The organism is Streptococcus sp. UMB0029, from assembly GCF_002871495.1.
Classification (GTDB): domain Bacteria; phylum Bacillota; class Bacilli; order Lactobacillales; family Streptococcaceae; genus Streptococcus.
On record NZ_PNGD01000009.1, the window covers coordinates 1 to 20,029 of the forward strand.

Sequence of the window (20,029 nt, forward strand, 5' to 3'; positions counted from 1 at the left end):
GGTTAGAAGTGGAAGTGTGGCGACACATGTAGCGGACTAATACTAATAGCTCGAGGACTTATCCAAAGTAACTGAGAATATGAAAGCGTATGGTTTTCTTGATTTGAATAGATATTCAATTTTGAGTAGGTATTACTCAGAGTTAAGTGACGATAGCCTAGGAGATACACCTGTACCCATGCCGAACACAGAAGTTAAGCCCTAGAACGCCGGAAGTAGTTGGGGGTTGCCCCCTGTGAGATATGGAAGTCGCTTAGCTTTATTCCGCCATAGCTCAGTTGGTAGTAGCGCATGACTGTTAATCATGATGTCGTAGGTTCGAGTCCTACTGGCGGAGTAGTTAATTAAAGGAGGTTTCGACCTCTTTTTGTTTTGTAATTAATAATCTGTCTCGCACCTAATGACAAGTGATATTTTTCTTGACGAGATAGGTCTCGGCTACCATCATTTTAGAACAATGATAGCACTTAAAAGGAATCTTAGTATGTACCCCTATTGATGATATCCATAATTTAGAAATTAGGATCTGTAAGGTCTAGTAATTTTGTGATAAAGTGTAATTGTTCCATATGATTCTTTGTAATGATGGTTTGGTGGCTTTTCATTATAAATCTTATGGAATTTTTTTCTACCCTAAAATAGGTTCCATAATATCCACAGGGGATTTAACCACTACAAATATTATAGAACCTTGTCTTTTTCTTAATTATTATGGTACTTCATTTCTATTCAATCACTTCATAGTTCTGACTCAAGTTCGTTGAAGAACTCTCGAGAAATATTTATTACTATTGAAACAGAGTAGGATAATTTTGTAAATCATTTGGAATTTATTTATTTTTAGGGATTTAATAGTTTGTTTTTGATATAAGGTATTTATTCTATTCTGTCAATTTTTCTTATTTTTATCTTGTTGAGGTTGGTATTTGTACAATTCAGGAATTGTTAATAACTGTTTATAATTTTTTGTTAGAATAAGGTCATAAAAAGTAAAGGAGTGTATGCTTATGCTACAAAGTATTTATGATCAGATGACTGATTTTTATGACAGTATCGAAGAAGAGTATGCTACTTTCTTTGATAATAATTGGGAATGGGAACATTTTCATTTTAAATTTTTGATTTATTATTTAGTTCGATATGGCATTGGGTGTCGTAGGGATTTTATCGTTTACCATTATCGTGTTGCTTATCGTTTGTATCTTGAAAAGATGATAATGAATCGGGGTTTTATTTCTTGTTGAGACAGTTTGATTAAATTTCCGAACAAATCTACTTTTTTATGGAAAGATAATAACAAATAGCTGGTTATTTTTCTAAATTATTTTTTAATAGTTGGAAATAGCAAATCTTTCTATTGTTTCTTCTTGATAAAAAGGCGATTTTTTCTTATAATAAATTGTAAGATATAATTGCGGGTGAGATTCCTGCCATGTATGTGAGAAAGGAAGAGCCTGAGGGCTCAGACAAGATTATGACTTCAGTTGTTGTTGTAGGTACCCAATGGGGTGATGAAGGTAAAGGGAAGATTACAGACTTCCTTTCAGCGAATGCAGAGGTGATTGCACGTTACCAAGGTGGTGATAATGCAGGTCACACGATTGTGATTGATGGTAAGAAATTTAAGTTGCACTTGATTCCATCTGGTATTTTCTTTCCTGAAAAAATCTCTGTTATTGGGAATGGTATGGTTGTAAATCCTAAATCTCTTGTAAAAGAGTTGAGCTATCTTCATGAGGAGGGTGTGACAACTGATAACTTGCGTATTTCTGATCGCGCGCATGTTATTTTGCCTTATCATATTGAGTTAGACCGTTTGCAAGAAGAGGCTAAGGGCGACAATAAGATTGGGACTACAATAAAGGGAATTGGTCCAGCTTATATGGACAAGGCTGCTCGTGTTGGGATTCGTATCGCAGATCTTTTAGATAAAGATATTTTCCGTGAGCGTTTAGAACGTAACCTTGCTGAAAAGAATCGTCTTTTTGAAAAATTGTATGACAGTAAAGCGATTGCTTTTGATGATATTTTTGAGGAATATTATGAATATGGTCAACAAATCAAGAAGTATGTGACGGATACATCTGTCATTTTGAATGATGCACTTGATAACGGTAAACGTGTGCTTTTTGAAGGTGCACAAGGTGTTATGCTAGATATAGACCAAGGTACTTATCCATTCGTTACGTCATCAAACCCTGTAGCCGGTGGTGTGACAATTGGTTCAGGTGTTGGTCCAAGCAAGATTGACAAGGTTGTAGGTGTATGTAAGGCTTATACGAGTCGTGTGGGAGATGGTCCTTTCCCAACTGAGTTGTTTGATGAAGTGGGAGAACGTATTCGTGAAGTCGGTCATGAATATGGTACTACAACTGGTCGTCCACGTCGAGTGGGTTGGTTTGACTCAGTTGTGATGCGTCATAGTCGTCGTGTTTCTGGTATTACTAACCTTTCATTGAACTCTATCGATGTTTTGAGTGGTTTGGATACAGTGAAAATCTGTGTGGCTTATGATCTGGATGGTCAACGTATTGATTACTATCCAGCTAGTCTTGAGCAATTGAAACGTTGCAAGCCTATCTATGAAGAGTTGCCAGGTTGGTCAGAAGACATCACCGGAGTTCGTAATTTGGAAGATCTTCCTGAGAATGCGCGTAACTATGTTCGTCGTGTGAGCGAGTTGGTTGGCGTTCGTATTTCTACTTTCTCAGTAGGTCCTGGTCGTGAACAAACAAATATTTTAGAAAGTGTTTGGTCCTAAGAGATTTTTAAGATTTGTTTAAGATAGGTCGGGTATACTATAGACAGTTACAAGAAGACCTCCTAACTTGTTGTAACAAATATCCTAAACTTTTCTTTTTCATAATAATCTCCCTTAACTCCACCGGGACTGGTGGAGTTTTTTGGCTCTATTTCAGGCTTTTTGGGACTATTCTAAAAATAATTTTCCGATATTTTACGGTATTTTTCGGATTTTGGTCGGGGAATTGGCGGGGACTTTTTGAGGTTGTGGCGGGGACTTTTTAGCGAATATGACTAAGAAATAGGTCGGTTGTCGCTTCAGCAAGTTCGTCCTCAACTTGGTTATAACGATCCGTCATATAAACCTTTGTATGCCCCAGCGCCTGGCTTAATTGTTCAAGCGGAACCCCTGCAATAATGCTTTGAGTCGTGAAGAAGTGGCGCATCATGTGAGGTGTTACATGCAATCCCGTTGCTTCATTCACTAGATTGAAGTTTCTATTTAGCTGGTTTGGATTGATGAGACCACCTTTCTCGTTGATAGTTATATAATCCTTGTGCTGTTCCTTGATAATCCCTAACTTTCGCTTAATCTTAGAAGCTTCAGCTATCAGATAATAGATAAGGTCCGTTCCGATATCATCAAGGCAGACATATCGCTCTGAATCCTTCGTTTTAAGCCCTCCTTTCCCTTCTAAGGTCTGGTTGCTTCGACTATCTCTAAGATGCAGTATAGCCCGTCCGCTGTCGTTCTGAGTGACGTCCATTGGGCGCAATCCAAAGACTTCTCCTCTTCTTAACCCAAAAATGGTCAGATAGGTTAGAGCGTAGAATTGTTTTGACATGATTTCTTCTGCCTTTGCTATCCAGGTCTTGAACTCTTTGAGAGTCACTTTCTTGTTAGCAGCAGGGATATCACTCTGGCCGATGAAAACACCTTTCAAGCGATTTGAGAGCAGATTCCCATTTTTAACGGCATCATTCAGAAATGCCATGAAGCTGGAATTGAGGGTTTGGACAGTGTATCTAGTATGGTTCTGCAACTTTTCAGCGATAAAGAGTTCATACTCATTTCTATCCAAATTTTTAAGCATGGCAGAACCAAACTTTGGCTTGATATGGTTCTTGTAGAGATTGTCATTGAGGTAGTAAGAAGTATCATTCCAGCGCCCTGTTGACAATCTCTTTTCAGAATAGATATCCCAATACTGATCAAGCGTTAGATTCGTATTGATACCTAGTTCTTGGTCTTGGATTTGTTGCTCAATCTCTGTCAAGGCTGCACGAGCTTGTGGAAGGGTTGTGAGACCACTTTTAGTAATCTCTTTCTTTTTACCATGAAAATAGAAAGAGCGTCTGATGTAATAACGTTTGCCTTTTGCAGTTTCATAGTAATAGATATTTGGGTATTTTGTTTTATTATATTTCATTGTATTCTCCTTGTTTATCAGCTTCTGGACAAGGTCTAAACATTGAGAATATTGACATCACCCCTTTCATGGTGTAAAATAGGGTATAGAAAAGAGGCCTTTTTAATGGCTGATTTTTATACAGGATAAGCTTCACAATCAAACTTTGGCGAGGGCGATTGTGGGGCTTTTTTTGTTATTTTAAGTAAATTTTTCCTTGTAATGTGCTAGTTGTAGCAATTACATTCCCATCCTCATCATAGAAAGCTAAGCGAGGATAGTAGGTTTCTTTGAAATCATAATCAGATGTTTTTTTCCATGAATCAAAGGTCACTTGTAAGTGAGCCAATGGTTTTTTAAATTTTTCAGTCATATCTGAGCTACTAAGGGTATTAATAGATTTGGGATAGATTATTCTGATTTCTTCAGATTTTTTCTCAACCTTAATGTCAACTATATCACTATCTCTATCTTTGATATAATTTTCATAAATAGAATAATAATCTTCTAAAGCTGCTTCTTTTTTCTTTTCGTTGTTATTTCCTACTGTACTTATTAATAGAAAGAGTAGAGAGATGGATAGAAATAATCCAGATAGTATTTTCCAAGCCTTTTTCCCTTGTTTGATATTTTTATAGAGAAAGAAAGCTGATAGTAGAGCCAACAAAAACCAAAAAACCATAATATACACCTCCTAAATATTCTTATGTAATCTTAAAATATTGAATATCTGCTCTCCACCTTGTCTGTAATTCAAGACGAGTTTGAGGGCATAGCTTTCAGCATATTGTAAGTTATAAATCAAGTAATTCATCAGTCTATTGTGTAGAGCTGGCTTACTGATGTTAGTTTCATATTGTATAGACTCAAAGGATTCTCTTGTAATGAGTGCTTTCCTTAGTCGTTCATCTGTTAAGTATAAGATTGAGGCGACTGTGTCAGCCTCTTTTTCTATTAGAATCAGCTCTTCTGGGTACTTTTCGCTAGCATTTTTACTCATAAGCGACATATAGATAGGCTGATGCTGAGCGTTAGCAAGATGACAGTATATGTGGCTAAGTTCGTGCAATATTGTAAAAATAACACGCCCTTTAGTATTAGTGTGTTGATTGATATAGATGATATACCGTTCTAGGTCTAGATCAGGTATAGTCAATCCAGCACAACTTTCACATAATACTCTATCAGTATATGTGACTGTTTGATTAGAAACCAACCCTCTATACTTAATATCTTTATCAGTAGGTTGATAGTCTTGTAATTCTGGATAGTATTCTTTCATCTCGTCGTAGTCAATGAAATTAAATAAAATTGGATAACGTTGTTCAAAATATTTAATAACATCATGGTAACTAATACTTTCAGTTTCTTTCTCAATTTGGCTTAATATTTGATAAGCCTTGTTGTGATATTTAAAATACTGTTCCCTTGTCAATGGATTGTATTCCAATAAATCACCTACTTCCAATTAGAGTCGTCTTGAATTAGTTGTCTTGCTGTTTTCATCAACCCTTCAAGAGCTGTATTAAATCGCTCTTTTTGAGAGTCTGAAAGACCTTCAGTTTCCTTACGAAAAAGGACAATGGCTTGTTTTGTGAGATTATCTACAGCAGGATCATTCTGACTATCTGCAAGATTAGGATTTTCGGTACGACCTAATAAGTAGTCTGTACTAACACCAAAATAATCGGCTATTTCTTGTAGTCTGTCAGATTTTGGGTTACCTTTTTTTAGACTATAAAGATAATTTGTACTATATCCTAACTTTTCTTCTAAAATATTTAAAGAAATTTTCTGTTTATCAGCCAATTCTTTAATTCTGTCGAATGCTAAGAACATTGATATTTCAACCTTTCTAAGCATTACGAAAAAATATTTTAAAATTAGTTATAAAAAACCTTGACAAATTCTAAAACTAGTTTTAAAATAGTATTCGTAAGCTAAAGAGTTAGCGAACAAGACAACTAAAAAATAAAGCCTAACAAAAACTGATTGGCGTCCGTTTTCTAGGTAGAACCTTACTTTTAGTAGGTCTTTTCTCTATGTCTATATTCTAAAACTAGTTTTAGAATTTGTCAAGCAGTTCGCTAACTTTTTAGATAATTTTTTAAAAAGGAGGTCAGGGATGAGCCAACAACATAAAAAATGGATTCGGTTAGTTAAGGATAAACTGAATTCAGAAGGAATGACACAAACACACCTTGCTCGTGCTTGTGGAGTGAAGAAACCTACCATTTCAGAATTATTGAAATATGGTAAAGGTAGCGACAAATTAAAAAACCGAGTTTGCGACGTTTTAGGAATTGACGAAACTTGGGTTGAGTTAGGAGAGTAGGATATGAACGAAAAGAAACAAAATAACGATCTCATCAAAGAAATCATTGAGAAACATTTTGAAAATATGGTTGACGATGTTTTGGCACATACAGAAACCTATTATGAAGCTTTAGGGGCTATTGCTTCCATCAAGGGATGGAGTATTCCTGATATGCTTCACCTAGCTGATTGTTTGAGGAAAGCTATCAGAAAACGTGCTATGCAACAAAAAACACCTAATCATGACAATTAGGTGCTGAAAGATTACGCATTTGAACGAATGTGTACTACATAATCAAGATTGACTAGATGTCGAAAATCTGTTTTAACTTCGACAAGAACTATATGATTCGCAGTGTCAGAGCAATCATCATATATTTGGAAAAAGTCAATTTTATCACCATTTGAGAAAGTGATTGTGATTGAATCATTCTCATCACTTTCATCAAAACAATCTTTGATGAATTGTTTCATATTCTCACCTCCTTTCTGCTTATATTATAGCAAAAGGAGAGAGCGTAGAAAGGAATACTATGAACGAAATTTTTAATTTTCACGGGCAGGAAGTCCGTACTTTGACAATTGATGGCGAGCCTTGGTTCGTCGGGAAAGATGTCGCAGACATCCTAGGATACAGCAAGGCTAGAAATGCGATTGCTCTTCATGTTGATGAAGAGGACGCCCTAAAACAGGGCATCCCTACTAGTGGTGGAACACAGGATATGTTGATCATCAATGAATCTGGTCTCTACTCTCTCATTTTATCCAGCAAATTGCCTCAAGCAAAAGAGTTCAAGCGTTGGGTGACATCAGAGGTCTTGCCAGCTATTAGAAAACAAGGCGGATTTATCCGAGAGGACTTGGATGAAGATGCTTTCATCGCTCTGTTTACTGGTCAGAAGAAGTTGCGTGAACAGCAGGCGACTATGTTGGAAGATATTGACTACCTCAAGAGTGAGCAACCGATTCACCCAAGCTATGCTCAGTCGCTACTGAAGAAGCGCAAGGCTCGGGTTGTGGCTTGCCTTGGTGGTATTGATAGTCCAGCTTATGCGGATAAGATTTTTGCTCAATCAGTATTTAGACAAGCTGAGATTGACTTTAAAGACCACTTCAACATTAGTCGCTATGACTTGCTACCGAAAAAATTCGCAGATGCAGCCTTGGCCTACTGGATGACGTGGGAGCCAAGCACAAATACCAAGATGAAAATCATGAAATTGAATTCATTTGACGAAGTCTAGAAAGGGGAAGAAGATGGACAATGTTCTAGTTTCACTATCTGACTGGATTAAATCGATTATCAAGGACACACTAACAAGATTGGTCGAAATAGAAAAAGATAGTGATCACTATCCAGAGTTGATGGATGTGAGCACTACCTGCGATTTTCTAGGCATCAACTATGATACATTTTCACTCAACTATCGTTACTTAAAGGGATTTCCAAAGGAATTACCTGGTAAGAAATGGTCAAAAAGAGCCATCAAAGAATGGCTCTCTAATCAAATATAATAACTTTACTAAAAGGCTTCTGGACAAGGTCTTAGCAAAATTATTTGACTATATTATAGCACAAAAAGAGGATAAAAAACATGAACAATTTACAAATTATCGCAGTAGGTACACTAGTATCAGTAGTATTGATTGAATCGCTGATGTTGAATATCAAGCTTAAAATGGCCATGAGACAGAAAAAGAAGATTCAATTTCAAGCGCCGCAAGTTGAAAAAGGGTTTATCGACTTTAAAACAGGTCGCCGTGTGGATATTGATCCCGTGACACGAAAAGAAACATTTGTGGATTAAAACGGAGGGTATCAATGGTAGTTAAAAACAAGCGATACTACTGGATTCAACTAGCTCAGGATTTTTTCAAGTCTAAAGAAATGAAACTACTTCGTAAGATTGCAGGTGGCGATACGCATACTATCATCTATCTCAAAATGATGTTGATTAGCCTAGAAGACGGCGGGCACATCTACTATGATGGACTTGCTGACAATCTAGCTGAAGAAATCGCTCTTGTCATTGATGAGAATGTCGAAGATATTAAAATTACTTTGATTTTCTTGGAAAGTAAAGGGTTATTGACTAGAAGCTCTGACCGCGATTATTTTTTAGAGCAAGTTCCTGAGATGGTAGGTAGTGAAACCGCAAGCGCCAGAAGGGTTCGCAAGTTTCGAGAGAATCAATTGGCGTTACAATGTAACAACAATGTAACAAAGCGTAACGGAGATATAGATATAGAGAAAGATATAGATACAGAGATAGAAAAAGAAAATAATAAGACGATGGTTAGTTCCAGCTTATCTGAAAATTTGAAACATAGCCGTATTCGGATTAACGATAAACAACATCAACAGTTGTTGGATTATGTGGGACTTGATGGAATGAGTTTTGATATGTTGAACCGTGCAGTGGAGATAACTTCTGAGGTTTATCAACCTAGTTTCAAGTATCTGAGAGGGATTCTTGAAAATTGGAAAAAGAAAGGTTTTACAACTATTGAACAGGTAGATGATAATGACCAAAAATATAAAGATAGCAAGAACTCCCATCTTCAAGGAAGACAACAAAATGAAAAAAAATCAGAACAGGGGGCTAAGGACGAATGGGGATTTTAGAACTTATTGAGCAATTTGAAGATGACTTTTATCCGATCAGCGACGAAAAGAAATCTTTGCTTATAAAACAACCTCTTTCTACCGTTACTGCTTGCTTGTCAGATATGGCTAGCTGGAAAGCTTGTGGGGGTAAGGTATCATGGTAACTGATGCACTCGAGGAGATGGCCTTATCTTACCATAGAAATACTGAACAACAGGCTGAAATTTGCGAAAAGCATGGGATTCCCTTGATCAAAATCCTCCGGACAAATGATGTCCTTTGTCGCTTATGTGAATCGGAACGGATCCATGCAGAGAATCAAATAAAGGTCAATGAGTTGGCTGATGCTGAGCATGAACGAGAGCGGAAGTTCTATCTTGAGAGATTCTCTCTCTATGATGATGTACTGAAAAATGCTACTCTTGATAACTTTGACACACCGACTGAAAAAGAAGCTGAAAAGTTGAAGTTTGCCAAAAAAATTTGTAGAGAGTGGGCTGGTGGAGCGAGAAACAATGTTGTTTTTCAAGGCGAAGCTGGAACGGGTAAAAGCCATCTTGCTTTTGCCATTATGAAAGCCTTATCAGAAACTACAAAAGAAATTGCTATTTTTATCAATGTCACTGACTTGTTAATGAAAATCAAGGCGGACTTTAGTCAGGAAGAGTTCCTGGTCAATAAAATCTCTAGTGCTAAGTTCTTGGTTTTGGATGATCTTGGTATGGAGAAGGACAGTGAGTGGTCCTTTAGTATTCTTTACAATATTCTCAACAAAAGGGCTAATACGGTTATCACGACTAATCTGACTGCACAAGAAATTCAGAAACGCTACGGTCGGCCGTTTATGAGTCGGTTGATGAAAGGTGTAGACAATGATCATCTGATGGTATTTAATGACTTGAAAAACAAAAGGAAAGATTATTTCTAGAAAGGCGGTGTCTCTTGTTATTAAAACTCTATTTCATCTACAATGGGCACCGCAAGTTTTTCCTTGGAAGTTTTAACAATGTGGATGATCTTATCGAACGGATGAAAGACCATCAATGGGCTTTCTCAGGCATTACCAGACCAAGATTTAAAAAATATATCGGAAAAGACGATGTACGTTTTGATTATGGTGCTGTAGATTGCTATTACTTAGCGACAAAATCAACGTGCCGAGAACCACGTTAAAAGCGAGCTAGAATATGCGTCAATCGGTCGTGTGACCTGGACGAGCGACTGCCCGTATTTAGCCAAACTCACACACAGAGGCAGTCGTATTTTTTGGAAAATAATATGAATGACATTAAAGAAAAAGCTCTGGCTAAGTTGCTGGAGGAATTAAATCAACCACATGATACCGCACTTGACCGTGTTCATAACTGGATATGCGATCAGGAGGATGAGGAATTATTTAAAGGAATCTTAAAAGAGCGATACTCTCTGAAGTGTGCTTTAAGCCATGCTAAAGAAAAAGCTCGTAAATTTGCTGAAAACGGAGTCGCTTGTATCGATGATGTTACTGTCTTCAGATGGGTTAGAGAGTACTTTATCTCAAATTCACAAGTATCTAACATCCAGCAGGTGCCTGTTGAGCCCGTCAAGAAGAAAAAGGAAGACAAATCTCAGGCTTCTCCTGAAGAAAAGGTTGATGTCGCCAAAATTAGGAAAGGCGCTGGTCCAGATGATGATATCATCATGAAACCTAAAATTAAGAAAGAGAAAGGAGTAGTCGAAAAGCAAATGAGCATTTTCGATTTCTTGGATGAATGAAACATGAACAATGCAAGCGAGAAGCCGATAGACGATTGAAACCACCTGCAAACTTCTGGAGCTGGTGCTATTCGCAAATCACAACGTACAAATGGACCAATAAGGACAAGACTATAATCGCTTCAGATTTGAACCTTGGTCATTGTATTGAAAAGCGACTGACAAAGTCGTCACGGCTCACTTTTTATGACAAGACTTACTTTTTCTCTATCATTCTCAGTACCTCGAAGCGCATTGAGATCCAATCTTATGAATTTAGGTCGAAGTTGGTTGAAGGAAAACAGTTTATCGATTGGCAATTTACAAATTTGGAGCGATTTGAAAATGACAAACATGTGAAGATTGGCCAAGATTACAACGGACAATTTTATCCGTATCTTTTCGCTAATTTCTTTAGAGGAGGATATTATACAGGTAATAAATTCTATCCAAACAACTGGGTTGAAAAACTTAAAAAGGTATCTGAACTCAAATATTTGAAGTTCGGGAATATTTGCTACTGGGAAATTGAACGGCTTTACAAATATAAGTTTGAAATTGAATTTGCTCAGAAAATTCATGCTTACAAATTGGCCAACGAAATCATGAATCCAGGTTACACTGGATTCACCAAAAACGTAGATATGCGAACCTTGAATCGCAGATGGCTTCAGAAGAATAAACAATTTTTCAAGAATTCAAATCGTAGTTTTAATGAATTTGAGTTGAGCCGTCGATTAAAAGAACGGAACGGCCAACTAGTGCCTGGCATTGAGTCTTATCTGACTTACCACGATATCAAGCATATACCGAAAGGTATCGGGATCAATAAGTTTCAGAATTGGGTTATCAAGAATCATATTGACTTCAATGAATACCTTGACTATCTCAAGATGCTACGAGAAATGGGCATTGAGCCTGAAGGTGATGCTATGCTTGTGCCAAAGGATTTCACAGCCATGCATAATCACACAGTCGGATTATACAATCAATTCGTCGAAGAAAAACAAAAACTGGAAGATAAGAAGAAACGCAAGCAACTTGAAGCTGAGTTTAAACTTAGAGAAGGAATGGATAAGACAATCAATGGATACGCATTTCATGTTCCTAGAAAAGTGGCTGAGCTGATCTATGAGGGCAAGAAACTACATCATTGCGTAAGCTCATACACAGATAAGCATTTTAAAGGTAATACCTTAATAGTGTTTGTCCGCCTGTCAAATCAACCTAAAAAACCTCTTTACACACTCGAAGTAAGGCAGGGGAAGATAGCCCAATTTCGTGGCAAGTATAACCAAGATGTACCAGCTGAAGTCTGGGACATAGCCAAGGAATGGATGAAACAAACGAAATTAGTACAAAAATCAGCGTAGGAGGTGTGAAGGATGAAAAGAAAAAATTATATTATTTTTATCAGGCACTTGCGAAAAATAAACGGGCCTATTGAGTTTTACGAGTATATTGCTGATTCAAAATTTGGAAGAGTAGCAATTTATTTGTCTCTACTTGTGTGTGCGCCATTTATTGCCTTATTATTTCCAATTGCTTACATAGAACATTGTTTTTATAAAAACAATTTCATTAGAGAGTGTATAAAAAACAAGTGGTGTTCAAGAGAACATCTTGAAGACGTTGTTGATATTAGAAAAATTGAAAGCAAGGAGTTTGAGAATGAACATACAGGGACTAATTGAACGATATGAAAAATTTAAAGCTAGCAAGAAAAAAATGACCTCGGTTGATTTAGTTTTGAAAGACTTACGGTCTTTGGACGAGCCAGAACCGTTGCCGTTCAAATTAAAAGATGTCGTTCGTCGAATTAGAGGGTTTGATCCAACAACTCAAACCAGATGGCTTAATGACATTCTAAAAGAATTAGGGGACGACTACGGTTCGATGAAATACCGTAGTGGTTACGAGCAAGGCAAACTTGAGGGAGCGTGGGTTGGCAATCAATTGAAAGATGCTGATAAGATTCGGCAAGAATTGAATAAAGTGCTTCTACCTAATTTTATGGATGACTGGATTTTCGAATGCCAACTTTTAAAAGATTTTAGTTTGCGTGATGCACTAGATAGTAACACAATCCATCTCTACGCTAAAAAAAGCGAATTCGTGAAGAAATGGCTTAATGACAAAAACAACCAAGAACTTTTCGCTCGAGCGTGGTTGACTGACTATGAGGCTGAGAAAGAGCCAAAATACAAAGTCAAGTTAAAAAATACAGATGATTATCTAAATCAAACAGAAACTGGATTCCACTTTTTTAACAATGGGAAAAACAACGAAAAATTTACACGAAAGGAACTGGAATATTCTGGTTTTGGTGAAGTGTTTAATAGTCCACTATTTGAAGTGGAGGAGGTTGAGCGATGAATAATGAAGTCTTTGAAGAATTGAAAAAGCTTATGAGTTATTTTCCTGACTCATTTATAAACAGACAATTAGAACTTATTCTCATCCCAAAAACAAACACATACTTTTCTTTAAGAGATTGTTTGACAAAGAATGATGTCATTTCAAAGGTACTAATGTGGTGTACTAGAGATATAGATAAAGGCGAGCCTTATCAACAACGAAAACGAAATATCGACTTTTATGTGGATAATCGCGATCGTTTGAGAAAATATTTAGGTTCAGATATCAATGTGCATGTGGTTTATAATCACTTAGGAAATGGAATTAACAAAGAACTCACACACAGATTTATCGAGAGTGGTTTTGATATGAACTTACTTTATGTAGAAATTAAGAGCGAGGAGGTAGAGTGATGAATCTTAGACAAAAAAGAAAACACTACAAATATTCTTATCGATTTTTTGTAGCTTGGTTTTCTGTCCATGATGAAAGTTTTTCCATTCCATGCCCGAAAAAGTATAAAAAAACGCTCAAACAAAAATTAAAAATTAAAAAAACTTATGATTACGATGAATGTTGTAGAAAGTATTGGTTATACGAGGAATACTCTGGCAACATGCCAAAATTCATGAGAGGAAATGAGGTTGAGTGATGCCTAGAAAGATACAAGCAACGATTACACAAGATCTATATGACCACGTCGAAGCCATTAAAGAATATGGTAGTTATGGAAGCGTGTCTGAAGTAGTCAATAAAGCACTTGAAAAGTTAGTAAATGAACATACCGACAATGAAATATATAAATATTATTTGAAAAAAGTAAGAGATGGAAGAGAGGACACAGAATGAAACGTTTTATCGCAATCTGGATTTTATTGTCTGCTGGATTAAATATTTGGCAGAGTATCCACATTAAAAAACTAGAAGCAAAGCGTCCGATTGTCGTCTATAAAGCTGACAATCAAGGCGCAGAAATCAAAGGCAGAGTCTTACAAAGGGAGAAGATTGGCGACATGTACACTATCACAGTACAAAATTACGGAGTGTTCGTAGTTACTAAAACAAACTATGAATCTCTAAAAATAGGAGATGAGGTAAGATTGTAATGACAAAGTACAAGAAACCAACTTACATCATCATTCAGGAAGCAATGGCAGAGCGCATTAGATTTCTGGAAGATGAACTGTATAAAAGGGCCTATAAAGATATTGAGAAACTAGAAGCTCAAAATGATTTCTTAAAAGGTCTTTGTAACAATCAACTTGAAATCATCATGGATTATGAATGGAAGCAGATGCAAGAGCAGGCTGAGTTCATAAAAGCTAATACTAGAAAGTGGAGAGCAAGATGAAACTGAGATTGAAAGAACTTAGAGAGGACTTGTGTCTTTCCGTCTGTCAGATGGCGAAAGAGACAGGTGTTTCTCAAAATACAATTCATTTGTACGAACGGGGTGGATATCCGTCGATTAAGCAAATTGAAATGATTGCTAAAACCTATGATGTAAACCCTGCGTGGCTTGTTGGATGGATAGATGATGAAATGATGCCTGGAGTCCAGGTCGTTGAAAAAGTGGTCTACAAAGAAAGTCCAACAGCAAGATTGCCAGATTATTTTAACAATAATAACGATGGCAAGCTTATCAAGTGGGTTAAAAGTAAAAGATACATGGGAGGTAAGGTTTGGTCAAAAAGAACTTAACAAAAGCACGAAGGGATTATCTTGAGTTTGAACTCGACGATAAGTACTTGAAGATTGACAAACTTATCGGTCAACGAAGGCATGAACTAGAACGATTGTACAAAGTGAAACATCTCACTGTTCCTGGTATTGATGATACTGGTGCAAGTGGAAGCGGAACATTCGTCAACAGGTCGGAGAATCTAGTGGTTGCTTATGCAAGCGATCCTATGATTTTAAGACTAGAAAATCTCCAAAATGCTATCTCCCAATTACTAGAAAATCTAGAACCAGATGACAAAAAAATCTTTTATCTTCGTTGGGGAGAACATACTGGATACGACTGGATTCAAGTCTGGCACATTATGGAAAACGGCGAAACTGGGTACTTGTATAGGCATAGCAAGCAGATTTACAGAAGACGTGAAGTTATTCTTGATACACTTTCAAAGTTATTGTTCATGTAACTTGTCAAAAAAATGTATAGCATTGACAAAATGAATATGATAGATTGATACTATCCAAAGCACTAAGAAAATCTTAGTGCTTTATTTTTTTGTGAAAGGAGCAAAACTATGAATATTGTTGAACCATTAAGAGACAAGGATGATATCCAAGCCATGAAGGACTATCTATCATCTTGGAATGAAAAGTATTATATGTTATTTCTTTTGGGAATCAATACAGGTTTTCGTGTTGGCGATATTCTCAAACTAAAGGTTAAAGATGTTCAAGGCTGGCACATTAAAGTTAGAGAACAGAAAACGGGGAAATATAAGAGCATCAAAATGACAAGACCACTCAAGAATGAATTGAGGGAATTTGTCAAAGATAAAGAACTACATGAGTATCTATTTCAGAGTCGTGTTGGAAAGAACAAGGCACTTAGCTATAAGACGGTTTACTGGTTTCTTAAAAGAGCTGCTGAAGACTTAGGCATTGATAATGTTGGTACTCATACTATGCGGAAAACATTCGGCTATCATTACTACAAGAAGTACAAGAACGTTGCAGACTTGATGTCACTATTCAATCATTCAAGTCCAGCAGTCACACTAATTTATATTTGTGTGAGGCAAGATGAACTTGATACTAAGATGAGTAATTTTAGCCTCTAATATTTTTTTGATTTTCTCAACTATCCATAACGAGGAATTTTCTAGTTTATATTTTGAAGAGGGCCTGAAGCATTGTCCGTGCTAGTTTTTGAGTGTGAAACAAAATTGGATAAAATATAAGATATAACTAATTCAACAGAGATATTTTACATAAATTCAAAACTCAAAAATAAATCTTGTCAAAAAAAGATATAGAATTGACAAAATGAATCTGATATATTTGTATCATGTGAAAATCCAGAAGTTGAAGGAGTGGTGTAGGCAATGGCTTATTTTAAAAATCCTAAACACTCAGGCTGGTTCAGAGCTTGGCAGATTAGGTTCTATAACTCCAAGCCATGGAGAACTTTAAGAAATAAAGTCAGATATCATAAAAGAATGCGATGCGATATGTGTGGACGTTTAATTCATGGCAAGAGCATTGTTGACCACATTATAGAGATTGATGAAACTAATTATCAAGATGAGTCTATTACTCTCAACGAAGATAATCTGCAATTACTTTGTCTCGAGTGTCATAATACAAAAACATTTCAAAGTAAAATAAATTTAAATTTAGAAAATCGGAATATTAATTTATTTTGATTTTTTTATTTTTTGGATTTTTGATTTTTATCAGATCCCCCCTATTTAAAATTTTCACACACCCAAAATAATAACGGTGTCAATCCTCTTATATACCTCTCCCCCAAAAATGACGAAAATTGATACAAGAAAGGAGCATGATTTTGAAAATCAATGAAGTTTTAGAAAAGCTAGGAATAAGTCGTGCTACCCTCACCAGGTATCGAAAAAAGCTAGGCATATTTGAAGAAACTCGGTCGAATATCACAAAAAGTCAGTTCAAAGAGTTAGAAAAGCTGGCAAATCAACGGCAAAAGTATACAAGAGAAGAACGTGTTGAACTATCTCGTAAGACTTTCAAGTTGATTCCAAAAGAAAAAATGCTTGAAATCAATGACAATGATTCAGTAGGTTTGAAAAATTTAAAAACTCAATACAATCATAATCAAAAAGTGATTGAAAACTTCCAGCTTGAAATCAATAAAGTCATCAATGACGGTGAGCTACCTGATAAGTATTTACTTGATGGAATGGAAAAGTATCAAAAGCTAAACATGCAGATTATGTCAACGATTGAAAAGCAAAGTCCACAGAGTGATAGCCTCAAAGAAATAATCCAGGAGAAGTTGGCTCGATATGGTTGAGATGAGATATTTTGATAAATATGCTCAGCTGATCTACTCAGGGAAGATTCGTGTTTGTGAACTTACGATGAAGTCGATTAAACGAGTAGAGAGGTACAAGGAGCAATACATCTTTAAACAAGAGGAAGCTGACAAACGGATTGAGTTCATTGAGGAAGAGTGCAGCAACACTAAAGGTCTTGCTGGAAAGTTACGCTTGGCTTTGCCTCAAAAGGTCTGGCTAGAAACAACGTGGGGTTTTTATCATACAGTTGAAGTTACAAAAACAAATCCCGATACACTTGAAGAATATAAAGATTTTGAAGAAAGGCGTCTCATTCATGAGGTGCCTATTATTGTACCTCGTGGTACAGGAAAAACCACCCTTGGTTCTGCTATTGGTGAGGTTGGGCAGATTATTGACGGTGAGTGGGGAGCTGATATTCAGCTTCTAGCTTATAGTCGTGAACAGGCTGGCTATCTGTTTAATGCTTCTAGAGCTATGCTGTCGAACGAAGAGAGCTTACTACACTATATGCGTGAGGCTGACATACTACGGTCAACTAAACAAGGTATCTTGTACGAGACAACTAATAGTCTTATGTCAATCAAGACTTCCGACTATGAAAGCCTTGATGGTACTAATGCTCACTACAATATTTTTGATGAAGTGCACACTTATGATGATGACTTTATCAAGGTTGTGAATGATGGTTCTAGTCGTAAGCGAAAAAATTGGATAACCTGGTATATCTCCACCAATGGGACGAAACGAGACAAGCTTTTTGATAAGTATTACAACATTTGGGTAGATATTCTTGATGAAAAGATTGTCAATGATTCGGTCATGCCTTGGATTTATCAGCTGGATGATGTTTCTGAAATTCACAATCCAGATATGTGGCAGAAAGCTATGCCTTTACTTGGTATAACGACTGAGAAGGAGACGATTGCCAAGGATATTGAAATGAGCAAGAATGATCCAGCACAACAGGCTGAGCTGATGGCTAAAACATTTAATCTCCCTGTTAATAACTATCTTGCTTACTTCAGTAATGAAGAGTGTAAGGGTTGGTCAGATAAGTTTGATAAGAGTTTGTTTGTCGGAAATGAGGAACGGAGTGCTCGCTGTGTACTTGGTGTTGACTTGTCGGATGTCAATGACATTTGTTCGGTCTCATTTATGGTGGTGCGTGGCGAAGAGCGTCAGTATTTGAACAAGAAATTCATGCCACGTCATACGATTGAAGGACTTCCAAAAGAACTAAGGGACAAATACGCTGAGTGGGAGCTTAGTGGACAGCTTCATGTTCATGAGTTGGACTACAATGACCAAGCCTATATTTTTGAAGAGTTAAGGCAGTTTATGAGCGAGAATAGAATCTTACCAGTTGCAGTCGGATATGACCGCTGGAATGCAAAAGAGCTTATTCGCTTAATTAATGACTACTACGGAGATATATGTCACGACATTCCACAAACGGTCAAGAGCTTATCCAATCCTTTAAAAGTGTATAAAGAAAAAGCTAAGATGGGGAAAATCATCTTTGACGATCCTGTGGCAACTTGGAACCATGCAAATGTTCGTGTCAAAATCGATGCGAATAACAATGTATTTCCAAATAAAGAAAAGGCAAAAGAAAAGATTGACGTATTTGCTAGTCAGTTAGATGCGTTTATTTGCTACGAAAATTTCAAGGAAGACTTGAGTTATTATTTTGATTGAGGTGAAGAATGAACAAATATATAAATAATCTAAGAGAGGTTTTTGCTAGGATTTTCAAACCAAGTAATAGAAAATCCACAAGGACCTATTTACAAAGAAATTTGAATTATTGGAGAAGAAATTCGATTTACTTAGACAATATCTACAATAAGATTTCAACAGATACTGCACAAGTTCGATTTAAGCATGTGAGAATCACTCGAAATCCGACAGGAGTTGATAAGATGGAGTGGTTTGAAAATAGTGATCTTGCAAATGTTTTATCTTTCTCTCCAAATCCTCTTGAAATACCAGTTGTATTTTGGGCAAATGTAACAAGAGCTATGCTGAAAGATGGTGTTGCAGTCGTTGTTCCACGTTGGGAGAATGGTCGACTGATTGAAATTTGGCTTGCTAAGAAAACCATATCATGGACTGCAGAGAGAGTTGAAATCATGATTGATGATGTAGAGATTGAGCTACCTCTTAGCGATGTTTGGGTTTTTGAGAATCCTAAATTAAACGTGACAAGTCAACTAAACCAAATCACAGAATTAATTGATATCAACCTTGATGCGTTAACCGAGAAGTTAGGCAGAGGGAATTCAAAGTTGAGAGGATTCTTAAAACTACCAACTAAAGCAGCAGATGAACATTTGAAGAAACAAGCTAAGAGTCGAGTTGATAGCATGATGGAACTTGCTGAAAATGGTGGCATTGCCTATCTCGAGCAAGGTGAAGAGTTTATGGAATTAAACAAAGATTACTCAACCGCTTCTAAAGAAGAAATGGAGTTTCTGAAATCTCAACTTTATCATGCTCATGGGATTAATGAAAAATTGTTTACTTGTGACTACACAGAAGAACAATACAGAGCTTACTATTCTAGCGTTATGAAATTATATCAACGTGTATTCTCTGAAGAAATTAATAGAAAATATTTCACGAAGACGGCAAGGACACAAGGAAACAAGCTCTTGGTCTTCTTTGATATGGCTGACATGATTTCATTCAAGGATCTAGTAGAAGGTGGATTTAAATCTAAATACGCAGGTTTGATGAATTCAAATGAATTCCGCGAAACCTATCTAGGGCTTCCAGGATATGAAGGTGGAGAAGTATTCGAAACCAATCTAAATGCAGTCCGTATCGAGCCGAGCGAAAGTAATTAA

32 protein-coding genes, 1 tRNA gene, 1 rRNA gene and 1 pseudogene are annotated in these 20,029 nt (G+C 36.6%); 29 read left to right on the plus strand and 6 right to left on the minus strand.

Annotation, left to right across the window (positions count from 1 at the left end; translation table 11 throughout):
* Positions 1 to 142 precede the first annotated feature (142 nt).
* A 5S ribosomal RNA gene (gene rrf, locus CJ239_RS06945) occupies positions 143 to 258 on the plus strand.
* Positions 259 to 263: 5 nt separating this feature from the next.
* Positions 264 to 337, plus strand: a tRNA-Asn gene (locus tag CJ239_RS06950).
* Between the two features lie 75 nt (positions 338 to 412).
* Here the strand turns inward: CJ239_RS06950 and CJ239_RS06955 are convergent.
* Positions 413 to 569 (minus strand): annotated as a pseudogene (locus CJ239_RS06955) (ISL3 family transposase); the annotation flags it as partial.
* 438 nt (positions 570 to 1,007) lie between these two features.
* On the opposite strand from CJ239_RS06955, the gene comW reads away from it, so the two are divergent.
* Positions 1,008 to 1,244 carry a sigma(X)-activator ComW gene (gene comW / locus CJ239_RS06965; protein WP_180958235.1) on the plus strand — a complete coding sequence of 79 codons (237 nt, stop codon included), beginning with the start codon at positions 1,008 to 1,010 and terminating at the stop codon, positions 1,242 to 1,244.
* Between the two features lie 230 nt (positions 1,245 to 1,474).
* The gene (locus tag CJ239_RS06970) at positions 1,475 to 2,761 is read left to right on the plus strand and encodes an adenylosuccinate synthase (RefSeq protein ID WP_001832534.1); all 1,287 of its coding nucleotides are present in this window, start codon (positions 1,475 to 1,477) and stop codon (positions 2,759 to 2,761) included.
* A gap of 262 nt (positions 2,762 to 3,023) precedes the next feature.
* On the opposite strand, the gene CJ239_RS06975 is transcribed toward CJ239_RS06970, so the two are convergent.
* From CJ239_RS06975 to CJ239_RS06990, 4 genes are all read right to left on the minus strand, one after another.
* Positions 3,024 to 4,172 (minus strand): site-specific integrase, encoded by a 1,149-nt coding sequence (locus CJ239_RS06975; RefSeq protein ID WP_102211024.1) that lies wholly within the window; start codon positions 4,170 to 4,172, stop codon positions 3,024 to 3,026.
* Between the two features lie 175 nt (positions 4,173 to 4,347).
* Positions 4,348 to 4,833, minus strand: a complete 486-nt coding sequence (locus CJ239_RS06980) for a hypothetical protein (RefSeq protein ID WP_102211025.1) — start codon at positions 4,831 to 4,833, stop codon at positions 4,348 to 4,350.
* A gap of 12 nt (positions 4,834 to 4,845) precedes the next feature.
* Positions 4,846 to 5,619: an ImmA/IrrE family metallo-endopeptidase gene (locus tag CJ239_RS06985; protein ID WP_257994478.1), complete on the minus strand. Its 774-nt coding sequence runs from the start codon at positions 5,617 to 5,619 to the stop codon at positions 4,846 to 4,848.
* Positions 5,610 to 5,990 (minus strand): helix-turn-helix domain-containing protein, encoded by a 381-nt coding sequence (locus CJ239_RS06990; protein WP_102211027.1) that lies wholly within the window; start codon positions 5,988 to 5,990, stop codon positions 5,610 to 5,612. The genes CJ239_RS06985 and CJ239_RS06990 overlap by 10 nt, the downstream gene beginning before the upstream one ends.
* Positions 5,991 to 6,276: 286 nt before the next feature.
* Here CJ239_RS06990 and CJ239_RS06995 point away from each other — a divergent pair, with 286 nt between their 5' ends.
* Positions 6,277 to 6,486, plus strand: a complete 210-nt coding sequence (locus CJ239_RS06995) for a helix-turn-helix transcriptional regulator (protein ID WP_102211028.1) — start codon at positions 6,277 to 6,279, stop codon at positions 6,484 to 6,486.
* Positions 6,487 to 6,489: 3 nt separating this feature from the next.
* Positions 6,490 to 6,720 (plus strand): hypothetical protein, encoded by a 231-nt coding sequence (locus CJ239_RS07000; RefSeq protein ID WP_102211029.1) that lies wholly within the window; start codon positions 6,490 to 6,492, stop codon positions 6,718 to 6,720.
* 11 nt (positions 6,721 to 6,731) lie between these two features.
* Here CJ239_RS07000 and CJ239_RS07005 read toward each other — a convergent pair whose 3' ends face one another.
* Complete coding sequence (locus tag CJ239_RS07005; protein ID WP_102211030.1) at positions 6,732 to 6,941, minus strand: hypothetical protein; 210 nt, start codon at positions 6,939 to 6,941, stop codon at positions 6,732 to 6,734.
* 59 nt (positions 6,942 to 7,000) lie between these two features.
* Between CJ239_RS07005 and CJ239_RS07010 the strand changes: the two genes are divergently transcribed.
* The 23 genes from CJ239_RS07010 (at position 7,001) to CJ239_RS07115 (ending at position 20,029) form a co-directional block, all read left to right on the plus strand.
* Positions 7,001 to 7,711 carry an ORF6C domain-containing protein gene (locus tag CJ239_RS07010; protein WP_102211031.1) on the plus strand — a complete coding sequence of 237 codons (711 nt, stop codon included), beginning with the start codon at positions 7,001 to 7,003 and terminating at the stop codon, positions 7,709 to 7,711.
* A 13-nt stretch (positions 7,712 to 7,724) separates the two neighbouring features.
* The gene (locus CJ239_RS07015) at positions 7,725 to 7,982 is read left to right on the plus strand and encodes a hypothetical protein (protein WP_102211032.1); all 258 of its coding nucleotides are present in this window, start codon (positions 7,725 to 7,727) and stop codon (positions 7,980 to 7,982) included.
* Positions 7,983 to 8,062: 80 nt separating this feature from the next.
* Positions 8,063 to 8,275 carry a hypothetical protein gene (locus CJ239_RS07020; protein ID WP_102211033.1) on the plus strand — a complete coding sequence of 71 codons (213 nt, stop codon included), beginning with the start codon at positions 8,063 to 8,065 and terminating at the stop codon, positions 8,273 to 8,275.
* 14 nt (positions 8,276 to 8,289) lie between these two features.
* Positions 8,290 to 9,093, plus strand: a complete 804-nt coding sequence (locus CJ239_RS07025) for a phage replisome organizer N-terminal domain-containing protein (protein WP_102211034.1) — start codon at positions 8,290 to 8,292, stop codon at positions 9,091 to 9,093.
* Entirely contained in the window at positions 9,081 to 9,239 is a 159-nt protein-coding gene (locus tag CJ239_RS11750) for a hypothetical protein (RefSeq protein ID WP_167345199.1), read from the plus strand. The genes CJ239_RS07025 and CJ239_RS11750 overlap by 13 nt, the downstream gene beginning before the upstream one ends.
* Positions 9,233 to 10,003: an ATP-binding protein gene (locus tag CJ239_RS07030; RefSeq protein ID WP_102211035.1), complete on the plus strand. Its 771-nt coding sequence runs from the start codon at positions 9,233 to 9,235 to the stop codon at positions 10,001 to 10,003. Before CJ239_RS11750 ends, CJ239_RS07030 begins: the two co-directional genes overlap by 7 nt.
* A gap of 14 nt (positions 10,004 to 10,017) precedes the next feature.
* On the plus strand, positions 10,018 to 10,248 hold the full coding sequence (locus CJ239_RS07035; RefSeq protein ID WP_080979988.1) for a hypothetical protein: 231 nt from the start codon (positions 10,018 to 10,020) through the stop codon (positions 10,246 to 10,248).
* A gap of 105 nt (positions 10,249 to 10,353) precedes the next feature.
* Positions 10,354 to 10,830, plus strand: a complete 477-nt coding sequence (locus CJ239_RS07040; protein WP_102211036.1) for a Cas9 inhibitor AcrIIA9 family protein — start codon at positions 10,354 to 10,356, stop codon at positions 10,828 to 10,830.
* Between the two features lie 266 nt (positions 10,831 to 11,096).
* Positions 11,097 to 12,182: a PcfJ domain-containing protein gene (locus CJ239_RS07045; protein ID WP_257994480.1), complete on the plus strand. Its 1,086-nt coding sequence runs from the start codon at positions 11,097 to 11,099 to the stop codon at positions 12,180 to 12,182.
* 12 nt (positions 12,183 to 12,194) lie between these two features.
* A complete protein-coding gene (locus CJ239_RS07050) occupies positions 12,195 to 12,503 on the plus strand; it encodes a hypothetical protein (RefSeq protein ID WP_102211038.1) in 309 nt (102 codons plus the stop codon).
* The gene (locus tag CJ239_RS07055; RefSeq protein WP_102211039.1) at positions 12,481 to 13,185 is read left to right on the plus strand and encodes a DUF1642 domain-containing protein; all 705 of its coding nucleotides are present in this window, start codon (positions 12,481 to 12,483) and stop codon (positions 13,183 to 13,185) included. Before CJ239_RS07050 ends, CJ239_RS07055 begins: the two co-directional genes overlap by 23 nt.
* Positions 13,182 to 13,580, plus strand: a complete 399-nt coding sequence (locus tag CJ239_RS07060) for a hypothetical protein (RefSeq protein WP_102211040.1) — start codon at positions 13,182 to 13,184, stop codon at positions 13,578 to 13,580. The genes CJ239_RS07055 and CJ239_RS07060 overlap by 4 nt, the downstream gene beginning before the upstream one ends.
* Positions 13,580 to 13,819 (plus strand): hypothetical protein, encoded by a 240-nt coding sequence (locus CJ239_RS07065; RefSeq protein ID WP_102211041.1) that lies wholly within the window; start codon positions 13,580 to 13,582, stop codon positions 13,817 to 13,819. Before CJ239_RS07060 ends, CJ239_RS07065 begins: the two co-directional genes overlap by 1 nt.
* Positions 13,819 to 14,016 (plus strand): hypothetical protein, encoded by a 198-nt coding sequence (locus CJ239_RS07070; RefSeq protein WP_102211042.1) that lies wholly within the window; start codon positions 13,819 to 13,821, stop codon positions 14,014 to 14,016. Before CJ239_RS07065 ends, CJ239_RS07070 begins: the two co-directional genes overlap by 1 nt.
* On the plus strand, positions 14,013 to 14,273 hold the full coding sequence (locus CJ239_RS07075) for a DUF1372 family protein (RefSeq protein WP_102211043.1): 261 nt from the start codon (positions 14,013 to 14,015) through the stop codon (positions 14,271 to 14,273). The genes CJ239_RS07070 and CJ239_RS07075 overlap by 4 nt, the downstream gene beginning before the upstream one ends.
* A complete protein-coding gene (locus CJ239_RS07080; RefSeq protein WP_102211044.1) occupies positions 14,273 to 14,518 on the plus strand; it encodes a hypothetical protein in 246 nt (81 codons plus the stop codon). Before CJ239_RS07075 ends, CJ239_RS07080 begins: the two co-directional genes overlap by 1 nt.
* The gene (locus CJ239_RS07085; protein WP_102211045.1) at positions 14,515 to 14,868 is read left to right on the plus strand and encodes a helix-turn-helix domain-containing protein; all 354 of its coding nucleotides are present in this window, start codon (positions 14,515 to 14,517) and stop codon (positions 14,866 to 14,868) included. Before CJ239_RS07080 ends, CJ239_RS07085 begins: the two co-directional genes overlap by 4 nt.
* Complete coding sequence (locus tag CJ239_RS07090; RefSeq protein WP_102211046.1) at positions 14,850 to 15,314, plus strand: hypothetical protein; 465 nt, start codon at positions 14,850 to 14,852, stop codon at positions 15,312 to 15,314. Before CJ239_RS07085 ends, CJ239_RS07090 begins: the two co-directional genes overlap by 19 nt.
* Before the next feature lie 108 nt (positions 15,315 to 15,422).
* Positions 15,423 to 15,965, plus strand: a complete 543-nt coding sequence (locus tag CJ239_RS07095; protein ID WP_001028147.1) for a site-specific integrase — start codon at positions 15,423 to 15,425, stop codon at positions 15,963 to 15,965.
* Positions 15,966 to 16,229: 264 nt separating this feature from the next.
* On the plus strand, positions 16,230 to 16,550 hold the full coding sequence (locus CJ239_RS07100; RefSeq protein ID WP_102211047.1) for an HNH endonuclease signature motif containing protein: 321 nt from the start codon (positions 16,230 to 16,232) through the stop codon (positions 16,548 to 16,550).
* Between the two features lie 137 nt (positions 16,551 to 16,687).
* The gene (locus CJ239_RS07105) at positions 16,688 to 17,173 is read left to right on the plus strand and encodes a hypothetical protein (protein ID WP_102211048.1); all 486 of its coding nucleotides are present in this window, start codon (positions 16,688 to 16,690) and stop codon (positions 17,171 to 17,173) included.
* A complete protein-coding gene (locus tag CJ239_RS07110) occupies positions 17,166 to 18,878 on the plus strand; it encodes a terminase TerL endonuclease subunit (RefSeq protein ID WP_102211049.1) in 1,713 nt (570 codons plus the stop codon). The genes CJ239_RS07105 and CJ239_RS07110 overlap by 8 nt, the downstream gene beginning before the upstream one ends.
* 8 nt (positions 18,879 to 18,886) lie before the next feature.
* Positions 18,887 to 20,029: a phage portal protein gene (locus tag CJ239_RS07115; protein WP_102211050.1), complete on the plus strand. Its 1,143-nt coding sequence runs from the start codon at positions 18,887 to 18,889 to the stop codon at positions 20,027 to 20,029.

What these genes read in the sequence shown, in the direction of transcription:
- CJ239_RS07070 (WP_102211042.1), top strand. Translation starts at nt 13,819, where the DNA reads ATGCCTAGAAAGATACAAGCAACGATTACACAAGATCTATATGACCAC.
- CJ239_RS07105 (WP_102211048.1), top strand. Translation starts at nt 16,688, where the DNA reads ATGATTTTGAAAATCAATGAAGTTTTAGAAAAGCTAGGAATAAGTCGT.
- CJ239_RS11750 (WP_167345199.1), top strand. Translation starts at nt 9,081, where the DNA reads ATGGGGATTTTAGAACTTATTGAGCAATTTGAAGATGACTTTTATCCG.
- CJ239_RS07115 (WP_102211050.1), top strand. Translation starts at nt 18,887, where the DNA reads ATGAACAAATATATAAATAATCTAAGAGAGGTTTTTGCTAGGATTTTC.
- CJ239_RS07100 (WP_102211047.1), top strand. Translation starts at nt 16,230, where the DNA reads ATGGCTTATTTTAAAAATCCTAAACACTCAGGCTGGTTCAGAGCTTGG.
- CJ239_RS07050 (WP_102211038.1), top strand. Translation starts at nt 12,195, where the DNA reads ATGAAAAGAAAAAATTATATTATTTTTATCAGGCACTTGCGAAAAATA.
- CJ239_RS07060 (WP_102211040.1), top strand. Translation starts at nt 13,182, where the DNA reads ATGAATAATGAAGTCTTTGAAGAATTGAAAAAGCTTATGAGTTATTTT.
- CJ239_RS07020 (WP_102211033.1), top strand. Translation starts at nt 8,063, where the DNA reads ATGAACAATTTACAAATTATCGCAGTAGGTACACTAGTATCAGTAGTA.
- CJ239_RS07005 (WP_102211030.1), bottom strand. Translation starts at nt 6,941, where the DNA reads ATGAAACAATTCATCAAAGATTGTTTTGATGAAAGTGATGAGAATGAT.
- CJ239_RS07065 (WP_102211041.1), top strand. Translation starts at nt 13,580, where the DNA reads ATGAATCTTAGACAAAAAAGAAAACACTACAAATATTCTTATCGATTT.
- CJ239_RS07000 (WP_102211029.1), top strand. Translation starts at nt 6,490, where the DNA reads ATGAACGAAAAGAAACAAAATAACGATCTCATCAAAGAAATCATTGAG.
- CJ239_RS07040 (WP_102211036.1), top strand. Translation starts at nt 10,354, where the DNA reads ATGAATGACATTAAAGAAAAAGCTCTGGCTAAGTTGCTGGAGGAATTA.
- CJ239_RS07025 (WP_102211034.1), top strand. Translation starts at nt 8,290, where the DNA reads ATGGTAGTTAAAAACAAGCGATACTACTGGATTCAACTAGCTCAGGAT.
- CJ239_RS07095 (WP_001028147.1), top strand. Translation starts at nt 15,423, where the DNA reads ATGAATATTGTTGAACCATTAAGAGACAAGGATGATATCCAAGCCATG.
- CJ239_RS06975 (WP_102211024.1), bottom strand. Translation starts at nt 4,172, where the DNA reads ATGAAATATAATAAAACAAAATACCCAAATATCTATTACTATGAAACT.
- CJ239_RS06970 (WP_001832534.1), top strand. Translation starts at nt 1,475, where the DNA reads ATGACTTCAGTTGTTGTTGTAGGTACCCAATGGGGTGATGAAGGTAAA.
- CJ239_RS07085 (WP_102211045.1), top strand. Translation starts at nt 14,515, where the DNA reads ATGAAACTGAGATTGAAAGAACTTAGAGAGGACTTGTGTCTTTCCGTC.
- CJ239_RS06990 (WP_102211027.1), bottom strand. Translation starts at nt 5,990, where the DNA reads ATGTTCTTAGCATTCGACAGAATTAAAGAATTGGCTGATAAACAGAAA.
- comW (WP_180958235.1), top strand. Translation starts at nt 1,008, where the DNA reads ATGCTACAAAGTATTTATGATCAGATGACTGATTTTTATGACAGTATC.
- CJ239_RS07055 (WP_102211039.1), top strand. Translation starts at nt 12,481, where the DNA reads ATGAACATACAGGGACTAATTGAACGATATGAAAAATTTAAAGCTAGC.
- CJ239_RS07075 (WP_102211043.1), top strand. Translation starts at nt 14,013, where the DNA reads ATGAAACGTTTTATCGCAATCTGGATTTTATTGTCTGCTGGATTAAAT.
- CJ239_RS07010 (WP_102211031.1), top strand. Translation starts at nt 7,001, where the DNA reads ATGAACGAAATTTTTAATTTTCACGGGCAGGAAGTCCGTACTTTGACA.
- CJ239_RS07015 (WP_102211032.1), top strand. Translation starts at nt 7,725, where the DNA reads ATGGACAATGTTCTAGTTTCACTATCTGACTGGATTAAATCGATTATC.
- CJ239_RS06995 (WP_102211028.1), top strand. Translation starts at nt 6,277, where the DNA reads ATGAGCCAACAACATAAAAAATGGATTCGGTTAGTTAAGGATAAACTG.
- CJ239_RS07030 (WP_102211035.1), top strand. Translation starts at nt 9,233, where the DNA reads ATGGTAACTGATGCACTCGAGGAGATGGCCTTATCTTACCATAGAAAT.
- CJ239_RS07110 (WP_102211049.1), top strand. Translation starts at nt 17,166, where the DNA reads ATGGTTGAGATGAGATATTTTGATAAATATGCTCAGCTGATCTACTCA.
- CJ239_RS07080 (WP_102211044.1), top strand. Translation starts at nt 14,273, where the DNA reads ATGACAAAGTACAAGAAACCAACTTACATCATCATTCAGGAAGCAATG.
- CJ239_RS06980 (WP_102211025.1), bottom strand. Translation starts at nt 4,833, where the DNA reads ATGGTTTTTTGGTTTTTGTTGGCTCTACTATCAGCTTTCTTTCTCTAT.